The organism is Phenylobacterium sp., from assembly GCF_031181185.1.
GTDB lineage: Bacteria > Pseudomonadota > Alphaproteobacteria > Caulobacterales > Caulobacteraceae > Phenylobacterium.
Genome location: NZ_JAPSKZ010000092.1, coordinates 1 through 15,192, shown reverse-complemented (window position 1 = coordinate 15,192; position 15,192 = coordinate 1). Strand labels below are relative to the sequence as shown.

Annotated in this window: 19 protein-coding genes; 8 read left to right on the top strand and 11 right to left on the bottom strand. The window is 68.7% G+C overall.

The window, feature by feature from the left end:
- The coding region (locus tag RIF93_RS12450) for a VOC family protein (protein WP_309091771.1) at positions 1-440 on the top strand (440 nt) is incomplete at its 5' end.
- Here RIF93_RS12450 and RIF93_RS12445 read toward each other — a convergent pair.
- From RIF93_RS12445 to RIF93_RS12435, 3 genes are all read right to left on the bottom strand, one after another.
- Positions 437-2,008 carry an ATP-binding protein gene (locus tag RIF93_RS12445; RefSeq protein WP_309091769.1) on the bottom strand — a complete coding sequence of 524 codons (1,572 nt, stop codon included), beginning with the start codon at positions 2,006-2,008 and terminating at the stop codon, positions 437-439. The two genes, RIF93_RS12450 and RIF93_RS12445, sit on opposite strands and share 4 nt — an antisense overlap.
- Positions 2,009-2,116: 108 nt before the next feature.
- Positions 2,117-2,686: a 16S rRNA (guanine(966)-N(2))-methyltransferase RsmD gene (rsmD, locus tag RIF93_RS12440; protein ID WP_309091767.1), complete on the bottom strand. Its 570-nt coding sequence runs from the start codon at positions 2,684-2,686 to the stop codon at positions 2,117-2,119.
- 3 nt (positions 2,687-2,689) lie between these two features.
- Positions 2,690-3,802 carry a pseudouridine synthase gene (locus RIF93_RS12435; RefSeq protein ID WP_309091766.1) on the bottom strand — a complete coding sequence of 371 codons (1,113 nt, stop codon included), beginning with the start codon at positions 3,800-3,802 and terminating at the stop codon, positions 2,690-2,692.
- Positions 3,803-3,814: 12 nt separating this feature from the next.
- On the opposite strand from RIF93_RS12435, the gene tadA reads away from it, so the two are divergent.
- Both tadA and RIF93_RS12425 read left to right on the top strand, forming a co-directional pair.
- A complete protein-coding gene (tadA, locus tag RIF93_RS12430; protein ID WP_309091773.1) occupies positions 3,815-4,267 on the top strand; it encodes a tRNA adenosine(34) deaminase TadA in 453 nt (150 codons plus the stop codon).
- Positions 4,264-4,704 carry a DUF6265 family protein gene (locus RIF93_RS12425; protein ID WP_309091764.1) on the top strand — a complete coding sequence of 147 codons (441 nt, stop codon included), beginning with the start codon at positions 4,264-4,266 and terminating at the stop codon, positions 4,702-4,704. The genes tadA and RIF93_RS12425 overlap by 4 nt, the downstream gene beginning before the upstream one ends.
- Here RIF93_RS12425 and RIF93_RS12420 read toward each other — a convergent pair.
- The 6 genes from RIF93_RS12420 to RIF93_RS12395 form a co-directional block, all read right to left on the bottom strand.
- Entirely contained in the window at positions 4,697-5,320 is a 624-nt protein-coding gene (locus RIF93_RS12420) for a GNAT family protein (RefSeq protein WP_309091763.1), read from the bottom strand. The genes RIF93_RS12425 and RIF93_RS12420 overlap by 8 nt on opposite strands.
- Positions 5,321-5,551: 231 nt before the next feature.
- Positions 5,552-6,304 (bottom strand): TSUP family transporter, encoded by a 753-nt coding sequence (locus RIF93_RS12415; RefSeq protein ID WP_309091761.1) that lies wholly within the window; start codon positions 6,302-6,304, stop codon positions 5,552-5,554.
- A 253-nt stretch (positions 6,305-6,557) separates the two neighbouring features.
- A complete protein-coding gene (locus tag RIF93_RS12410) occupies positions 6,558-7,877 on the bottom strand; it encodes an acyl-CoA dehydrogenase family protein (RefSeq protein WP_309091760.1) in 1,320 nt (439 codons plus the stop codon).
- Between the two features lie 197 nt (positions 7,878-8,074).
- Entirely contained in the window at positions 8,075-8,473 is a 399-nt protein-coding gene (locus tag RIF93_RS12405; protein ID WP_309091758.1) for a hypothetical protein, read from the bottom strand.
- Positions 8,474-8,720: 247 nt separating this feature from the next.
- Positions 8,721-9,134, bottom strand: coding sequence for a hypothetical protein (locus RIF93_RS12400; RefSeq protein WP_309091756.1), 414 nt, complete (start codon positions 9,132-9,134; stop codon positions 8,721-8,723).
- A gap of 82 nt (positions 9,135-9,216) precedes the next feature.
- The gene (locus RIF93_RS12395; RefSeq protein ID WP_309091754.1) at positions 9,217-10,434 is read right to left on the bottom strand and encodes a cyclopropane-fatty-acyl-phospholipid synthase family protein; all 1,218 of its coding nucleotides are present in this window, start codon (positions 10,432-10,434) and stop codon (positions 9,217-9,219) included.
- Between the two features lie 242 nt (positions 10,435-10,676).
- On the opposite strand from RIF93_RS12395, the gene groES reads away from it, so the two are divergent.
- Genes groES through RIF93_RS12380 form a run of 3 tightly spaced genes read left to right on the top strand, consistent with a single transcriptional unit; the run spans position 10,677 to position 13,045 of the window.
- Positions 10,677-10,988: a co-chaperone GroES gene (groES, locus tag RIF93_RS12390; RefSeq protein ID WP_309091752.1), complete on the top strand. Its 312-nt coding sequence runs from the start codon at positions 10,677-10,679 to the stop codon at positions 10,986-10,988.
- A gap of 47 nt (positions 10,989-11,035) precedes the next feature.
- Complete coding sequence (gene groL, locus RIF93_RS12385) at positions 11,036-12,679, top strand: chaperonin GroEL (protein ID WP_309091750.1); 1,644 nt, start codon at positions 11,036-11,038, stop codon at positions 12,677-12,679.
- Positions 12,680-12,736: 57 nt separating this feature from the next.
- The gene (locus tag RIF93_RS12380; RefSeq protein WP_309091749.1) at positions 12,737-13,045 is read left to right on the top strand and encodes a DUF1905 domain-containing protein; all 309 of its coding nucleotides are present in this window, start codon (positions 12,737-12,739) and stop codon (positions 13,043-13,045) included.
- Here RIF93_RS12380 and RIF93_RS12375 read toward each other — a convergent pair whose 3' ends face one another.
- Complete coding sequence (locus RIF93_RS12375; RefSeq protein WP_309091747.1) at positions 13,046-13,222, bottom strand: hypothetical protein; 177 nt, start codon at positions 13,220-13,222, stop codon at positions 13,046-13,048.
- 74 nt (positions 13,223-13,296) lie between these two features.
- Between RIF93_RS12375 and RIF93_RS12370 the strand changes: the two genes are divergently transcribed.
- Positions 13,297-14,106, top strand: coding sequence for an enoyl-CoA hydratase-related protein (locus tag RIF93_RS12370; RefSeq protein ID WP_309091745.1), 810 nt, complete (start codon positions 13,297-13,299; stop codon positions 14,104-14,106).
- Here the strand turns inward: RIF93_RS12370 and RIF93_RS12365 are convergent.
- Positions 14,103-14,465, bottom strand: coding sequence for a phage holin family protein (locus RIF93_RS12365; protein WP_309091743.1), 363 nt, complete (start codon positions 14,463-14,465; stop codon positions 14,103-14,105). The genes RIF93_RS12370 and RIF93_RS12365 overlap by 4 nt on opposite strands.
- 199 nt (positions 14,466-14,664) lie before the next feature.
- On the opposite strand from RIF93_RS12365, the gene RIF93_RS12360 reads away from it, so the two are divergent.
- Positions 14,665-15,192 (top strand): hypothetical protein (locus tag RIF93_RS12360; RefSeq protein WP_309091741.1); only part of this gene is annotated, 528 nt, incomplete at its 3' end.

Here is a 15,192-nt window from a genome sequence, read left to right as displayed (position 1 = left end):
GTCGCGTTAGGGTCAAGACCCCGAAACGGGAAACGACCATGGAGCTACATCGCGGTCGCCTGCTCGATCACGTGCATCTTCGCGTGAAGGACCTCGAAGCCTCGAAGCGCTTCTACAAGGCGTGCATGGACGCGCTCGGCCTGCCGCTCGTGGAGGGGGACGGCTATTTCTTCTGCGACGAGCTCTGGGTGGACGAAGGGCCGGCGGACGCCCACAGCCACGTCCACCTTGCGTTTCAGGCCCAGGACGAAGAGGCGGTGCGCCGTTGGCATGCCGCGGTGCTCGCGGCCGGTGGCCGCGACAACGGCGGTCCTGGCGAGCGGGCGTACCATCCCGGCTACTACGCCGCATTCGCCTTCGATCCGGACGGCAACAACGTGGAAGCGGTCTTCCACGGGCCTCACCAGCGGTCAGCCGACAGCGTAAAGGTGAGCTTCTAGGCGGCCTCCGCTAACGAGAGCACGGCGTTCATGGCCGCGAGCAGCCGCTCGGGCTTCACCGGCTTCTCGACCACGCCGTTCATGCCGCAGCGGCGGTAGAACGCGGCGTCAGCCGGGTCGACGTTGGCCGTCAGCGCCAGGATCGGAATCCGCGACGCCGCATCGCCGCGAGAGCGGATGCGGCGGGTGGCCTCGGCGCCGTCCATCACCGGCATCTTCACGTCCATCAGCACCAGGTCGAACCGTCCGCTGGCCACGGCGGTTACGGCCTGGGCGCCGTCCTCGACTGCCTCGCTCGTGCAGCCGAACATCTCGCAGAGCGTGCGCGCCACCATCCGGTTGGTCTCGTTGTCGTCGGCGATCAGCACGTGCAGCGGCCGGCTCGCTGCCTCGTCCGAGGCCGCAGGCGACGCGGCGTGCTCCGGCGCCGGCAGGAGGTGCAACGGCGCCTCGAAGCGGAACCGGGCGCCGCCGCCCGGCGCTGTGTCGGCCGTGATCTCGCCGTTCATGCGGTGGAGTATTTGGCGGCAGACGGCCAGGCCCAGCCCGGCGCCGCCGCGGCGCACGCCCTCCTCGGTCTGGTGGAATGGCTCGAAGATGTCCAGGCAGCGGTCCGGCGGCAGGCCGGGTCCGGTGTCGCAAACCTCTCCCCACAGCCGCGCGTAGCCCTCCTCGACCGCGCAGCCGATCCGCACGTCTACCCGACCCTCGGAGGTGAACTTCAGGGCGTTGCCGACAAGATTGTTCAGGACCTGTCGAAGCCGCGTGACGTCGGCCAGCGCCCAGACGTCCGGCGGCCCCTCGTACCGGGTGTCAAGCTTCAGGCCCTTCAGCTCGGCCTGGGCGGCCCAAAGGCCGGTCGCCTCGTCCAGCAGCAGGTCCAGCCGGGTGGGCGCCTCGTCGAGGGCGAGGCCCGAGGCCTCGGCGCGGGATAGGTCCAGGGCGTCGTTGAGCAGCCGCAGCAGCACGCCGCCCGAGTCGCGGATCGTCTCCACAAGGGGGATCACGTCCGGCGAGGTCGACTTGCGGCGCAGGATCTCGGCCACCGCCAGCACGCCATTCAGCGGCGTGCGGATCTCATGGCTCATGACCGCCAGGAACCGCCCCTTGGCCGCCAGCGCTTCCTGCGCCTCGTGGGCCAGCCGGGTCATCTGCTGCGCGTGGCTTGCCGCAGCGGCCGCGGTCGCTTGTAGGAGGGCCAGCGCTGTGCCCACCCCGGCATAGCGGCCGCCGCAGGTGACGATGAAGCCGTGCAGCAGTTCGGACGGACGCTCCTCAAGGATGCGACCGCAGAACTCGGCCACCGTGACGTCGCCGTCGGCGATGACCGGATCGGTCTTCATCAGCCGGGCCACGGGCCGCCGGGCCCACAGCGCATAGCCGTATTGCGCCGCCATCTGCACGAGGAAGGCGTTGCGCTCGATCAAGCCCACGGGCCGGCCGTCCTCGTCGACCACCGCTATCGCCAGGGTGTCGGCCTCTTCCTGGAAACGGCGGTAGATCTCGCCTCCGGTCGCCTCGGGGGCGGCGGGCGGAATGTACGGCGCAATATCGAGCAGAAGAGTCATACGCGGCCCCGGGATTTCCCGGGCGCGAGGAAAGGAATGATGACACTAACGAGCCGTTAGAACTCGCGGCCGCTTCGATGAAGCTTTCGCGAAACCTGAATGACAGGGTTACCGTCCGCCCAGCTTCAGGAACCAGACCTTGGCTGCGCCGTAGTCGCGCGTGTCGAGGATTTCGTAGCCGGGCGCCTCCAGCGGAACCTCCGAGACGCCGCGCTCGACGACAGCCACGGTGTCTGGCGCGAGCCAGCCGCCCTCGGCGAGCCTGGCCAGCACCACCTCGGCCAGTCCCTTGCCGTACGGCGGATCCAGGAACGCGAGCTCGAAAGCGGGACCGTCGGCCCCGGGCCGCACGCCCAACTGGGTGGCGTCGCGCCGATGCACCCGGGTGCGCCCGAACAGCCCCATGGCGTCGACGTTCTCGCGGATGGCCCCCCGAGCAGCTTCGTCCGTCTCCACGAACAGGCAGAAGCTGGCGCCCCGCGATAGGGCCTCGAAGCCCAGGGCTCCCGAGCCCGCGAACAGGTCGATGACGCGACGGTCGCGTACGCCTTGGGACCAGGGGGCGTGCTCCAGGATGTTGAAGATCGCCTGCCGCGCCCTGTCCGACGTCGGACGCGTCGTCTTGCCAGGCGGCGTGGCCAGCGCCTTGCCGCGGAAGTCACCCGAAACGATGCGCATGGGCTAGCCGCGCCCCCGCGGAGCCGGGCGCGGGCGGGCGGGTCGGCTGGCGGGCGCCCGCCTGGGCGCGCCGATGGTCTTGCCCTCGATCTTGGCCTGTATCTTGGCCTTGGACGGACCCTTCGCGGGCGCCTTGCCCGACGGCTTTGCCTTGGCCTTCGGCTTGGCCCAGCCGGCCTTGTATTCCTTCTTCGGCTTCTCGCGGGGCGGCGGCACGAGCTCGGCGCGAACGCTCTCCTGCTGGGCGCGGCGGCTCTTGCTGGCCGGCGAGCGGAACTGCGGCCGGTCGCCTTTGGGCATGTTCTGCGGCAGGATGAAATCGGCCAGCTGTTCGCGGATCACGCGCGGGCCCACCTCCTCGATCTCGCCGACGCCCAGCGTCCCGAGCGCGAAGGGACCGTAAGACAGCCGGATCAGCCGGTTCACCTTCAGGCCCACGGCTTCGAGCACCCGCCGAACCTCACGGTTCTTGCCTTCGTGCAGGGTGACGGTGATCCAAAGGTTGGCGGCCTCGCGGCCTTCCTTGGCCTTGTCGAGCCGGGCCTCGATCGCGCCATACCGGACGCCCTCGACGGTGATCCCGTCCTTCAGCTTGTCCAACCGCTCCTGGGTGATCCGCCCGTGCGCCCGTGCGCGGTAGCGGCGAACGATGCCAGTGGCCGGCAGCTCCAGCGCACGGGCAAGGCCGCCGTCATTGGTGAGCAGCAGCAGCCCCTCGGAATTGAGGTCGAGACGGCCGACGGAGATCAGTCGCGGCAGGCCTTGCGGCAGCGCCTCGAACACCGTTGGGCGGCCCTGCGGGTCCTTGTGTGTCGTCACGAGGCCGACGGGCTTGTGATAGCGGAAGACGCGTACCGGCTCGGGCTCGCCCACCACCGCGCCATCGACGGTGACGATATCGCCGGGTTCGACCTTGACCGCCGGCGTGGTCAGCACCTGCCCGTTGATGGCGACGCGACCCTCCTCGATCAGCCGCTCGACGTCGCGGCGGGAGCCGACGCCCGAGCGGGCGAGCAGCTTGGCGATGCGTTCGCCGGCGCCTTCGGCGGCGCCCTCGTCGGAGGGGTGGGCTTGACCGGAAGCGGCGCGGTCGGTTCGTAGTGGATCGTGGACCATGACTGCCGCACCATGCGCATCGCGCTCGAAGCCGCGCAAGCCGCCGCCGTGGCCGGCGAGACGCCGGTGGGCGCCGCCGTGGTCGATCCGGCGACGGGCGAGGTGATCGCCGTCGCCGCCAACAGTCCGATCAGCCATCGCGATCCGACGGCCCATGCCGAGGTTCTTGCCCTTCGGCAGGCGGCGGCGAAGCTCGGCAACTACCGGCTTACCGGCCTCACACTCGTTGTCACGCTCGAGCCCTGCGCCATGTGCGCGGGCGCGATCAGCCACGCGCGGATCGGCCGGGTGGTGTTCGGCGCGGACGACCCCAAGGGCGGCGCCGTCGTCCATGGGCCGCGCTTCTTCGAGCAGCCGACCTGCCACTGGCGCCCCCAGGTGACCGGCGGCGTGCTGGCCGACGAGAGCTCGGCTATGCTGAAGGCGTTCTTCCGCGCCCGCCGCAGGACCGGAGCCAAGCCATGATCGTAGGAGCCCTCATGGCCGCCGCCGTCCTGGGCGACGCGGCCGCCGATGTCGCCAAGCTGTCGTGGATGGCCGGGACCTGGATCCAGGAGAAAGACGGCCTGGTCGTCCGCGAGACTTGGCTTGCGCCCAAGGACGGGGTCATGGGCGGCGTGGGGCAGACGAACCGGCCGGGCAAGAAGCCCTTCGTAGAGCACGTGAAGATCAGCGCCGAGCCCGCCGGGGCCACCTTCACCGCCACCCTCCCCGGCCAGCCGCCCACGGCCTTTGTCCTGCTGCCGGGCCCCGACGGCGAGGCGGTGTTCGAGAACAAGGCCCACGACTTCCCGCAGCGGGTCTTCTATCGCCGCTGCGGCGAGGACCTCTGCGCCGGCGTCGAGGGCCTCGTGAAGGGCGAACTGCAGCGGCAGGAGTGGCGCTACACCCGCGTCAGGTGAAGGCCGCCAACCTCGCATCGAGACGATCGCGCACGGCCGGCCATTCGTCGGCAAGCACCGAGAAGACGACCGTGTCCCGTCGCCGCCCGGTCCAGGTGATTTTCTGGGCCCGAAGGATGCCCTCGTGCACCGCCCCGAGCTTCAGCACCGCGGCGCGCGAACGGGCGTTCAGCGCGTCGACACAGAGCTGCACCCGGTTCATGCCTGCCGCGAAGGCGTGGCCCAGCATCAGGCGCTTGGCGGCCGGGTTGACCGCGCCGCCGCGGAATTCGGGCGCATAGTAGGTGCCGCCGATCTCGACCGTGCGGTTGCGGGCGTCGATGCCGATGAACGAGGTCATGCCGACGCACCGCCCGCCCCGCATCACCGCATAGGTCTGGCTGGGCGGCACGAGCTGTCCGCCCACCAGCATGCCCCAGGTCGCGTCGAACCGGTCCGGCAGCATCGAGAACGAGTAGAGGCGCGTCCAGAGGTCGGGATCGGCCCAGCAGGCGGTCTGAAGGTCGGTGCGGTGCGCCTCGGTGAGTGGCTCCAGGCGAACGAAGCGGTTCTCCAGCACCTGCTGCGTCAGGCGCGGGGTTTCGGTGGCGGTGGGTGGGGTCAGGGTCTCGGACATGGTCCGGCTGTACGCCGCAAGTGGACCGCTCGACAGGTCCAATCTGGCAAGCTTGAGCAGACCACAAACGTGCGGCGAAGCTTATTTTGCACGCGCGCCCAAAATTTTTTCGCGGCCCGTCTTGCAAGGTCGCGGAGCCGACATACCTGAAGGCGTGCCCATCCTGGGCGTTTCCTCCCTATGAACTTCCCCCGGCCGGGTCCCCAAGGATCCGGCCGTTTTTTTTGGCGGTCAGCCAGCTAGGAGGAGCTGGGCGGCCTGGACCAGGTAGAGGCCGCCGATCGCGGTGACGATCCAGCGGGTCCAGCGCTTGAAGTTCACGTCGCTCATGCGGTCCAGGATCAGCCCGCCGGCGAAGGTCCCGGCCATCGACAGCGGGACGGCCAGGCCGAACACAGGCCAGGGCGGAAGGTCCTTCGCGCCGGCGGCGACCAGCGGCGCCCCATAGACCAGGATCTTGGCCAGGTGCGCGAACACCTGGGTGGCGGCCTTGGTGGCGACGATGGCGTGCCGGGTGAGCTCGGTGCGGACGAAGAAGATGTCGAGCAGCGGCCCGGCCACGCCGGCGGTCAGGTTGAGGCCGGTCACCGACAGTCCTGAGAGAAAGGCCTGCGGCGGCCGGGCGGCGTCCAGCTTGATCCAGCGCTGCGGCAGCCAGGTGAGGCCCGGCACCAGTCCCAGAAGCAGGAACAGCAGCGGCTTCGAAGGGGTGAACGCAAGGAGGGCCACGAAAACCCCCGCGAGGAGCGAGGCCGCGGCATACCAGCCGACGATGTCCCAGCGAACGTGTCGCCTATGCAGGACTGCGCGCCACCCGTTGGCGACGAGCTGCAGGACGCCATGCGTGACGAACGCCGCCTGTACGGGCAGCACCAGCGCCAGGCCGCCCATCAGCAAGAGCCCGCCGGCCATGCCGAACACGCCAGAAAGCGCGGCCGTGACAAAGGCCATGGCGACCACGAAGCCGCCGGTCAGAAGGGTCATGGGAGATCTCCGGGAGAGGAGTCCGCCTCGCGGAGGAGGCACAGGCTCCTCCGGATTGCGGACCTCCGGCGCATCGTGCGCGGAGCGGAACAGGCGCTGCGAGCCGCATCGGGCGAGCGCCTTCTGGAATGGCGTTGGGGATGGCGGGCGAGGCCGTCATGGGACGCCGACGGCTTACACCCAAGCTCGAAGCGCACCAAAGAAAAAGGCCCCGGTGCGGACCGGGGCCTCATCCTCTCGTCGGGCGCGCGCCCTAGTTGCGGAACACCGCCGCCAGGGAGGCGTCCGCCGTCTCGCGCAGCTGCTGCAGCTCGTTGCGGCCGACCACCATGTGGTGGACCTCGTCCGGACCGTCGGCGATCCGCAGGGTGCGGGTGTTGGCGTACATCCGGGCAAGCGGCGTGTGCTGCGACACGCCCAGCGCGCCGTACATCTGGATCGCCTGGTCGATGATCTTGCAGACGCGCTCGGGCACCATGGCCTTGACCATGTGGATCCAGACGCGGGCCTCGCGGTTGCCCAGCACGTCCATGGCCTTGGCGGCCTTCAGCACCATCAGGCGCATGGCTTCGATCTCGATGCGGGCGCGGCTGACAATCTCGAGGTTGCCGCCCAGCTGGATGATCGGCTTACCGAAGGCCACGCGGCTCATGCCGCGGGTGACCATCAGGTCCAGCGCCTTCTCGGCCGAGCCGATAGCGCGCATGCAGTGGTGAATGCGGCCCGGGCCCAGGCGCAGCTGGCTGATCTCGAAGCCGCGGCCTTCGCCCAGCAGGATGTTCTCGGCCGGCACGCGGGCGTTGTTGAAGCGAATGTGCATGTGCCCGTGCGGAGCGTCGGGATCGCCGAACACGTGCTGGGCGCCCACGATCTCGACGCCCGGCCAGGGCAGCGGCACCAGGATCTGGGACTGCTGCAGGTGCGGCGGGTCGTTCTCGCCGCCGGTGCGGACCATGGTGATCATCACCTTGCAGCGCGGATCGCCAGCGCCCGAGATGTAGTGCTTCTCGCCGGTGATGATGTACTCGTCGCCGACCCGAACGGCGCGGGTGTCGATGTTCTTGGCGTCCGAGCTGGCGGTGTTCAGTTCGGTCATGCAGTAGGCCGAGCGGATCTTCCCCTGCAGCAGGGGCTCGAGCCACTGCTTCTTCTGCTCGGGCGTGCCGACGCGCTCCAGCACCTCCATGTTGCCGGTGTCGGGCGCGGCGCAATTCATGATCTCGGACGCCAGCCGGTTCTTGCCGAGCTCAACGGCGATGTAGGCGTAGTCGAGGTTCGACAGGCCCTCGCCGGTGTGGGCGTCGGGCAGGAAGAAGTTCCAGAGGCCAGCGGCCTTGGCCTTCTCCTTGGCGGCGTCCAGCACCTCGAGCTGCCCCGGCGCATAATCCCAGATGTCCGGACGGCCTTCGCCCAGCCGGTGGAACTCCTCGGACGTCGGCTCCACCACCTCGCGGATGAACTGCTTCACCTTGTTGTAAAGCGGGAGCGCCTTGTCCGACATCCGCAGGTCGTTCAGCTCGTCCTGCGGGCTCAGCGTGAAGCCGGACTGCGGTCGTTCGGCGGTCATGGTCATCCTGGTCGCTCCCATTCGACTGGCCGGCGCGGGTCCGGCGGCGTTGAGCGCATTGGACCACGTTCAAACAAGCGTTTCAATTCGCTTTGTCGAATCCCGCGCGAGCGCCGGCGCTGGATCAAGAGCTGCCGCTATCGCAGGCGCCAAGGAGCGGCCGCGCCGTCCGGGGGAGGACCGGACGGCGCGTGGCGACCGGGTCATGCAGCCTGCGGGCGGCCCAGACGCAGCGCCAGGACCTGCATGGCCGCCACGCCCAGCGCGCCGGCCGCCTGGACGTAGATCACGCCTTGGCCGACGATGGTGGGCTGCACCCAGTCCAGGGCGACGATCATCACGCTCTCGACGGCCCAGATGGCGTTGAAGCCCACGAGGCCCCAGACGGCGCCGCGCGGCAGCGACGGACGCAGCGCCAGCCAAACCAGCAGGGCCGTGTAGCCGACCAGGAACAGGCCCACGGGTTGGGCGAAGGCGGTCGGCAGGCCGGTAAGGTTGGCCACAGGTGCGCCGCCGGCGGCGAAGACGACGCCCAGCGCGCCGCAGACGGCGGCGTCGAGGCCGATCACGGCGCGCAGGAAGGTCGAACGGATGGCGGTCATGGGGAGGCTCCTTCAAGGCGTGCGGCGCTGACGTCCGCGATGCACGAAGGGTCACCCGCGGGCCGCGGCCCGTCGATTACCTCTCAGGTCAAGCATTTCGCCGCTCAGAGGTAGGCGGGCGCTTCGCGGTGATCGCCACCGCGACCGCGACAAGCGAGACCACGGCGACGGCCGGAAGCAATTTCGGCCACCATCCCATGGGCGGAGGATGGCGACTCTACGGTCAAGCTTGCGTTGAGCCGGCCGACTATTTGACCGGCGCGCGCTCCGCATGCGGACAGACCGCAGCCAGCAGCGCCTCGTTCTCTGGGCCGGCCGCCTTCTTGGGCGAGGCCTTGCGCCAGTCCGCCGCAATCTTTAGCGGCTTGGATGGCGTGTACTGGGCCAGGGAAATCAGGTTCTTGGCCTTGCAGTCCAGCGCATAGACGTAGCCCACGCCGTCCGGTTTGCCGGGGCCCGACGGACCGAGCTTGGACGCCGGTTTCGAGATCGCCTGCATCACCACCAGCCGGCCGCTTTGCCTGTCCTTGTAGGTGTAGTCGGCGTCGTACGACCACTCGGTCCCGTTCCCCGCGTCGACGAACTTGGTCCAGGTCTCGGCGGCGGCCGCGCCTCCGAAGGCGACGGCGGCAAGGGTGGCGAGCGCGAAGGCGCGGCGCATGGGAACTCTCCTGGTGGCGTGTCGACGCAAAGTCCGAGCCTAGCGGCGCAAATGCGGCGCCTCCACCAGAAAGACGGGTACGTCAGGCGACGCGGCGCTGCGGTCCCGCCAGCTTGGCCTCGGCCTCGCCCATGTAGTCGCGGGTGATCGGCAGGGCATCCACGCGCTTGGCCAGCTGAACCTGGAACACGAAGTGGCCGCGGTGCCGGAAGGCCATCTCCGAGATGCCCAGGTAGAACTCCCACATCCGGCAGAACCGCTCGTCCATCATGGCGGCGATCTCGTCGCGCTGCAGGGCGAAGCGCTCGCGCCAGCCCTTCAGCGTCTCGGCGTAGTGCAGGCGCAGGATCTCGATGTCGGTGACCAGGAGGCCCGCCCGCTCGATCGCCGGCAGCACCTCCGACAGGGCAGGGATGTAGCCGCCCGGGAAGATGTACTTGGCGACCCAGGCATTGGTGACGTTCGGCCCTTCCGGACGGCCGATGGAATGGATCAGGGCCACGCCGTCGTCCTTGAGCAGGCGGGCGACGCCATCGAAGTAGGCCTGGTAGTTCGGTCGGCCCACATGCTCGAACATGCCCACGGACACGATGCGGTCGTAGGGGCCCGGCACGTCACGATAGTCGGTCAGCGAGAAGCGCACGCGGCTGCCCAGGCCCTTCGCCTCCGCCCGCTGCTGGGCCAGGGCCAGTTGCTCAGTGGAGAGCGTGATCCCGTCGACCTCGACGCCGGCCTCCTCGGCCAGCGTCATGGCCATGCCGCCCCAGCCGCAGCCGATGTCCAGCACCTTCTGTCCGGGCCTGAGCGCGAGCTTGGCGGCGATGTGCCGCTTCTTGGCCAGTTGCGCCTCCTCCAGCGTCATGTCGGACCGGGCGAAGTAGGCGCAGGAGTACTGCATGTCCGCGTCGAGGAAGCGTCGGTACAGTTCGTTCGACAGGTCGTAGTGGTGGGCGACGTTCCTGCGCGCGGCGCGCCGGTGGTTGGCTTCCCGCCGACGATCGCGCCACCACCGGGCCAGAGGACCGCGCTTCTTGCGCTTCTTGAACTTGGCGTTGCGCCCGATGAGGTCGATGAAGTCGGCGATGTCGCCCTGCTCCAGGACAAGGCCGCCTTCGACATAGGCCTCGCCGACGCCCAGGCCCGGCTTGGCCGCGATGCGCGCGGCCCACATGGGGCTGGTGATGCGCGCCACCAGCGGCGGTCCGGACCCGTCACCCAGCTTCAGCGAGCGTCCGCCCGGCAGGTGCAGCGTCAGGTCGCCCTCGCGGACGGTCTTCTGCAGGAACGATTGCAGGCTCATGCCTGGACCCCCACGTCTCCGACGTTCGACGGAACGTCGGCGCTACGGCCGAGGTTCCGCCCGCCTTCTGAGTTGGGAACCGCGCCGCTTCGGCGCAACAGCCTCCGTCTTGACTCCCGAGCGCCGTTTTCCTACCTCGACGGCGACGTTAGCACTCAGAGGCCGAGACTGCTAACAGGCGGCCCTGGCGGCGCTTCCGTCACATCGAATTCAACCACCGTCTCGAACGGAGATTAAGCATCATGGCGTTTCGTCCTCTGGGAGATCGCGTCCTCGTCCGCCGCGTCGAGGAAGAAGAGAAGACCCGGGGCGGGATCATCATTCCCGACACCGCCAAGGAAAAGCCGCAGGAAGGCGAAGTGATCGCCGTCGGCCCCGGCGCGCGCGATGAGACCGGCAAGGTCCAGCCGCTCGACGTCAAGCCGGGCGACCGCATCCTGTTCGGCAAGTGGTCCGGCACCGAGGTCAAGCTGCAAGGCGAAGACCTGCTGATCATGAAGGAAAGCGACATCCTGGGCGTGCTCGAGGCCGAAAAGGCCGCGAAGGCCGCTTAAGCCCCGCGCTCGCTTTCCACGCACCAGTTTAGAAGAGGGACAGCAACATGGCTGCCAAAGACGTCTATTTCGCCTCCGACGCGCGCGACCGCATGCTGCGCGGCGTCAACATCCTCGCCAACGCGGTGAAGGTCACCCTGGGCCCCAAGGGCCGCAACGTGGTGATCGAGAAGTCCTTCGGCGCCCCGCGCTCGACCAAGGACGGCGTGTCGGTCGCCAAGGAAATCGAACTGACGGACAAGTTCGAGAACCTGGGCGCCCAGCTCATCCGTGAAGTCGCCTCGAAGACCAACGACAAGGCCGGCGACGGCACCACGACCGCCACGGTCCTGGCCCAGGCGATCGTCGTCGAAGGCCTCAAGTCGGTGGCCGCCGGCATGAACCCGATGGACCTGAAGCGCGGCGTCGACAAGGCGGTCGCCAAGGTCATCGAAGAGATCAAGGCCAACGCCAAGAAGGTCTCGGCCAACAGCGAGATCGCCCAGGTCGGCACCATCTCGGCCAACGGTGACGTGGAAGTGGGCGAGATGATCGCCCGCGCGATGGAAAAGGTCGGCAACGAAGGCGTCATCACCGTCGAGGAGGCCAAGACCGCCGAGACCGAACTCGACGTCGTCGAAGGCATGCAGTTCGACCGCGGCTACCTGTCGCCCTACTTCATCACCAACGCCGAGAAGATGGAGGCCGAACTCGAAGAGCCGCTGATCCTGCTCTTCGAAAAGAAGCTCTCCTCGCTGCAGCCCCTGCTGCCGGTGCTGGAAGCCGTCGTGCAGTCGGGCCGTCCGCTGCTGATCATCGCTGAAGACGTCGAAGGCGAAGCGCTGGCCACCCTCGTGGTGAACAAGCTGCGCGGCGGCCTGCGCGTCGCGGCCGTCAAGGCTCCGGGCTTCGGCGATCGCCGCAAGGCCATGCTGGAAGACATCGCCATCCTGACCGGCGGCCAGCTGATCAGCGAAGACCTCGGCATCAAGCTCGAGAACGTGACCCTCGACATGCTGGGCCGCGCCAAGAAAGTGTCGATCACCAAGGACGACACCACGATCGTGGACGGCTCGGGCGACAAGTCGGGCATCGAAGGCCGCATCGCCCAGATCAAGAAGCAGATCGAGGACACCACCTCGGACTACGACAAGGAAAAGCTGCAAGAGCGCCTGGCGAAGCTCGCCGGCGGCGTTGCGGTGATCCGCGTCGGCGGCGCCACGGAAGTGGAAGTGAAGGAAAAGAAGGACCGCGTCGACGACGCCCTGAACGCGACCCGCGCGGCCGTGGAAGAAGGCATCGTCCCGGGTGGCGGCGTCGCCCTGCTGAAGGCCTCGAAGGTTCTCGACGGCTTCAAGGGTGACAACGACGACCAGGAAGCGGGCGTCGCCATCGTGCGCCGCGCCCTGCAAGCCCCGATCCGCCAGATCGCCGAGAACGCCGGCGTGGAAGGCTCGATCGTGGTCGGCAAGGTGCTCGAGAACGCCTCGGCCACCTTCGGCTTCAACGCCCAAACGGAAGAGTACGTCGACCTGGTGCAGGCCGGCGTGATCGACCCGGCGAAGGTCGTCCGTACGGCTCTGCAGGACGCCGCCTCCGTGGCCGGCCTGCTGATCACCACGGAAGCCGCGATCGTCGAAGCCCCGAAGAAGAACTCGGGCGGCGGCGCTCCGGGCGGCATGCCCGGCGGCATGGGCGACATGGACTTCTAAGTCCGACGCTCAGACGTAAGATCGAGGGCGGGGCCGCAAGGCTCCGCCCTTTTTCGTGTGCGAGGCTCCATGTCGTTCCGCTACGAGGCCGAAGGCGAGCTCTGGGCCTACGCCGGGCCCGGCGGATGGCACTTCATCACCCTGCCCATCGAGGTGGCCGAGGGCATCCGCACGGTCGCTGGTCCACTGGCCCCGTTCGGCTCGTTACGGGTGATCGCCCGCATCGGAGACGTCAGCTGGAAGACCTCGCTGTTCAAGGACAGCAAGAGCCGCTCGTTTCTGCTGCCAGTGAAGGCGGAGGTGCGGCGGCGCGCGGGCGTCAGCGCCGGAGAGCGCACCGCCTATTCCGTCGAGATCGACGCCTGATCAGCCGACGATGGCGTCGACGGCGGCGTCATACTCCTCCTGCGCGTCATCGACCTCGCGCTGGGCCACCGCGCGCTCCGCGTCGGTGGTCACCTGGTCGAGGAGCAGCTTCGCATCCTCCAGCCGCTCCTTGGCGGCCTGCCAGCGGGCGTACCCGGGATGGTTCTCGATCGACATGAGCTCTCCGAAGCTGACGTAGCGGCGGGCGCCGCGGCTGCTAGGCTCCTCCCTCAAACGCAGGAGGATCCGCCATGGCCGACTCCAACGCCGCCCTCGGCGCCGAGGTGCTGTACGAGGTCAGCGAGCACATCGCCACCATCACGCTGAACCGCCCGGAGCGGATGAACACCATCTCCGGCCCGATGCTGACCCAGCTCGCCGAGCTGCTGCTGAAGGCCGACCGCGATCCGGAGGTGCGGGCGATCATCCTCACCGGCGCCGGAAAGGCGTTCTGCGCCGGGCTCGACCTGCGCGGCGCCGGCCAGGGCAAGCTGGGGCTGGAGGGCGCGTCCGCGCCCACGAACCTCGACCTACGCTCGACTCCGCCGACCGTGCTGTTCAACCTGGACACGCCGACCATCTGCGCCCTGAACGGCTCGGCCGCCGGCTATGGCCTTGATACGGCCTTGGGCTGCGACATGCGGCTCGTGGCGGACCGCGCGAAGCTGGCCGTGGCCTTCACCAAGCGCGGCGTCGTGCCTGAGTCTGGCGGCACCTGGCTGCTGCCTCGGCTGGTTGGCTGGTCGAAAGCGGCCGAACTGATCTTCACCGGCCGCACCCTGACGGCGGACGAGGCGGTGGCGTGGGGCCTGGCCTCCCGCGTCGTCGCCGCCGATCAGCTGCAGGCCGAGGCGCGGAAGCTCGCCGCCGAGATCGCCGGCAACGCCCCTCTGGCCGTCCAGGCCGCCAAGCGGATGATGCGCATGGGCCTCTCCGAAGGCTTCGACGAACACGTGCACCACGTGTTCCTGCAGCTGATGCCGCTCGTGCGCACCCAAGACTTCGGCGAGGCGGTGGCCGCCTTCATGGAAAAGCGGCCGGCCGTCTTCAAAGGCCGCTAGCGCCGCTGGCGGTCGTCGTCCTTGGCCACCATGTTGCCGATCCAGCTGACGATCCCGGTGACGATGGCGGCCATCACGCCGGCGATCAGCCCGTCCACCTGGAAGCCGCCTAGCAGCATGGCCACGAGGCCGATCATGGCCGCGTTTACGACGAGCAGGAACAGCCCCAGGGTCACGATGGTCAGCGGCAGGGTCAGGATGAACACGATCGGCCGGACAAAGGCGTTGACCAGCCCCAGCAGCACAGCGGCGACGATCAGGGTCCCGGTGTTGTCGACGGACACTCCCGGCACGATGGCCGACGCAAGCCAGAGGCCGAGCGCGGCGAAGACCGCACGGACGAGGAACCGGAGGAACATGCAAAGCTTCCAGCTGCGGGCGGCAGAGCTGGACTAGAGCCCGGTTTTCGCCGGCCCACAACGGCTCCGCATCCGCCACGCCACACCGAACAAGGTTCTGTTCACCATTGCGGCCCAAAATGGGTCTTCGGCCAGGATAGCTCCGTTCGAGAGCCCGGCCGCAGTTCCTTCTTTCCTGACAATGCATTCGGGGGGATGCGTGAGCTTGGCCGAGAGGCGCTGGAACGTGCTCGACGAACGACTGGACGTCGTTGCGCGCACATCTTGGGACGTGCTGGCCGTCCGCGTCGTGATCGGCGTCGGCGCCGCGACGCTGGCCGGCTATGTGTTCGGCGCCGCTTTCGGGCTGGGCTGGTTCCTCGCCTTCGTGACGACAGAGGGCGGCTCGCGGTTCTCTTCACGCAGCGCGAGGCGCGGCGGGGCGCTGACCCCGCGCCAGCGCGCGATCTACCTGGTCTGGATGTCCGCGGCCGGCCTCACCTGGTGCGCCCTGGCCCTGAAATGCTGGGCGTCGGGCGATGAGCCGCAGCGGCTGGCGGGCATGGCCATCCTCGTGACCCTCATGATCCACGCATCCGGGTTCTCCTACCGCGCGCCGCCGTCGCTGGCGCTCATCGGGGGACCGGCGCTGGCGCTCTGGATGCTGCTGCCGACGGTGTTCGGCGGCTACACGGGAGACGACCTGATGATCGTGGGCTTCGGCTTCGCCATGACGGTCGTCTACATG

What these genes read in the sequence shown, in the direction of transcription:
- RIF93_RS12445 (WP_309091769.1), bottom strand. Translation starts at nt 2,008, where the DNA reads ATGACTCTTCTGCTCGATATTGCGCCGTACATTCCGCCCGCCGCCCCC.
- rsmD (WP_309091767.1), bottom strand. Translation starts at nt 2,686, where the DNA reads ATGCGCATCGTTTCGGGTGACTTCCGCGGCAAGGCGCTGGCCACGCCG.
- RIF93_RS12435 (WP_309091766.1), bottom strand. Translation starts at nt 3,802, where the DNA reads ATGGTCCACGATCCACTACGAACCGACCGCGCCGCTTCCGGTCAAGCC.
- tadA (WP_309091773.1), top strand. Translation starts at nt 3,815, where the DNA reads ATGCGCATCGCGCTCGAAGCCGCGCAAGCCGCCGCCGTGGCCGGCGAG.
- RIF93_RS12425 (WP_309091764.1), top strand. Translation starts at nt 4,264, where the DNA reads ATGATCGTAGGAGCCCTCATGGCCGCCGCCGTCCTGGGCGACGCGGCC.
- RIF93_RS12420 (WP_309091763.1), bottom strand. Translation starts at nt 5,320, where the DNA reads ATGTCCGAGACCCTGACCCCACCCACCGCCACCGAAACCCCGCGCCTG.
- RIF93_RS12415 (WP_309091761.1), bottom strand. Translation starts at nt 6,304, where the DNA reads ATGACCCTTCTGACCGGCGGCTTCGTGGTCGCCATGGCCTTTGTCACG.
- RIF93_RS12410 (WP_309091760.1), bottom strand. Translation starts at nt 7,877, where the DNA reads ATGACCATGACCGCCGAACGACCGCAGTCCGGCTTCACGCTGAGCCCG.
- RIF93_RS12405 (WP_309091758.1), bottom strand. Translation starts at nt 8,473, where the DNA reads ATGACCGCCATCCGTTCGACCTTCCTGCGCGCCGTGATCGGCCTCGAC.
- RIF93_RS12400 (WP_309091756.1), bottom strand. Translation starts at nt 9,134, where the DNA reads ATGCGCCGCGCCTTCGCGCTCGCCACCCTTGCCGCCGTCGCCTTCGGA.
- RIF93_RS12395 (WP_309091754.1), bottom strand. Translation starts at nt 10,434, where the DNA reads ATGAGCCTGCAATCGTTCCTGCAGAAGACCGTCCGCGAGGGCGACCTG.
- groES (WP_309091752.1), top strand. Translation starts at nt 10,677, where the DNA reads ATGGCGTTTCGTCCTCTGGGAGATCGCGTCCTCGTCCGCCGCGTCGAG.
- groL (WP_309091750.1), top strand. Translation starts at nt 11,036, where the DNA reads ATGGCTGCCAAAGACGTCTATTTCGCCTCCGACGCGCGCGACCGCATG.
- RIF93_RS12375 (WP_309091747.1), bottom strand. Translation starts at nt 13,222, where the DNA reads ATGTCGATCGAGAACCATCCCGGGTACGCCCGCTGGCAGGCCGCCAAG.
- RIF93_RS12370 (WP_309091745.1), top strand. Translation starts at nt 13,297, where the DNA reads ATGGCCGACTCCAACGCCGCCCTCGGCGCCGAGGTGCTGTACGAGGTC.
- RIF93_RS12365 (WP_309091743.1), bottom strand. Translation starts at nt 14,465, where the DNA reads ATGTTCCTCCGGTTCCTCGTCCGTGCGGTCTTCGCCGCGCTCGGCCTC.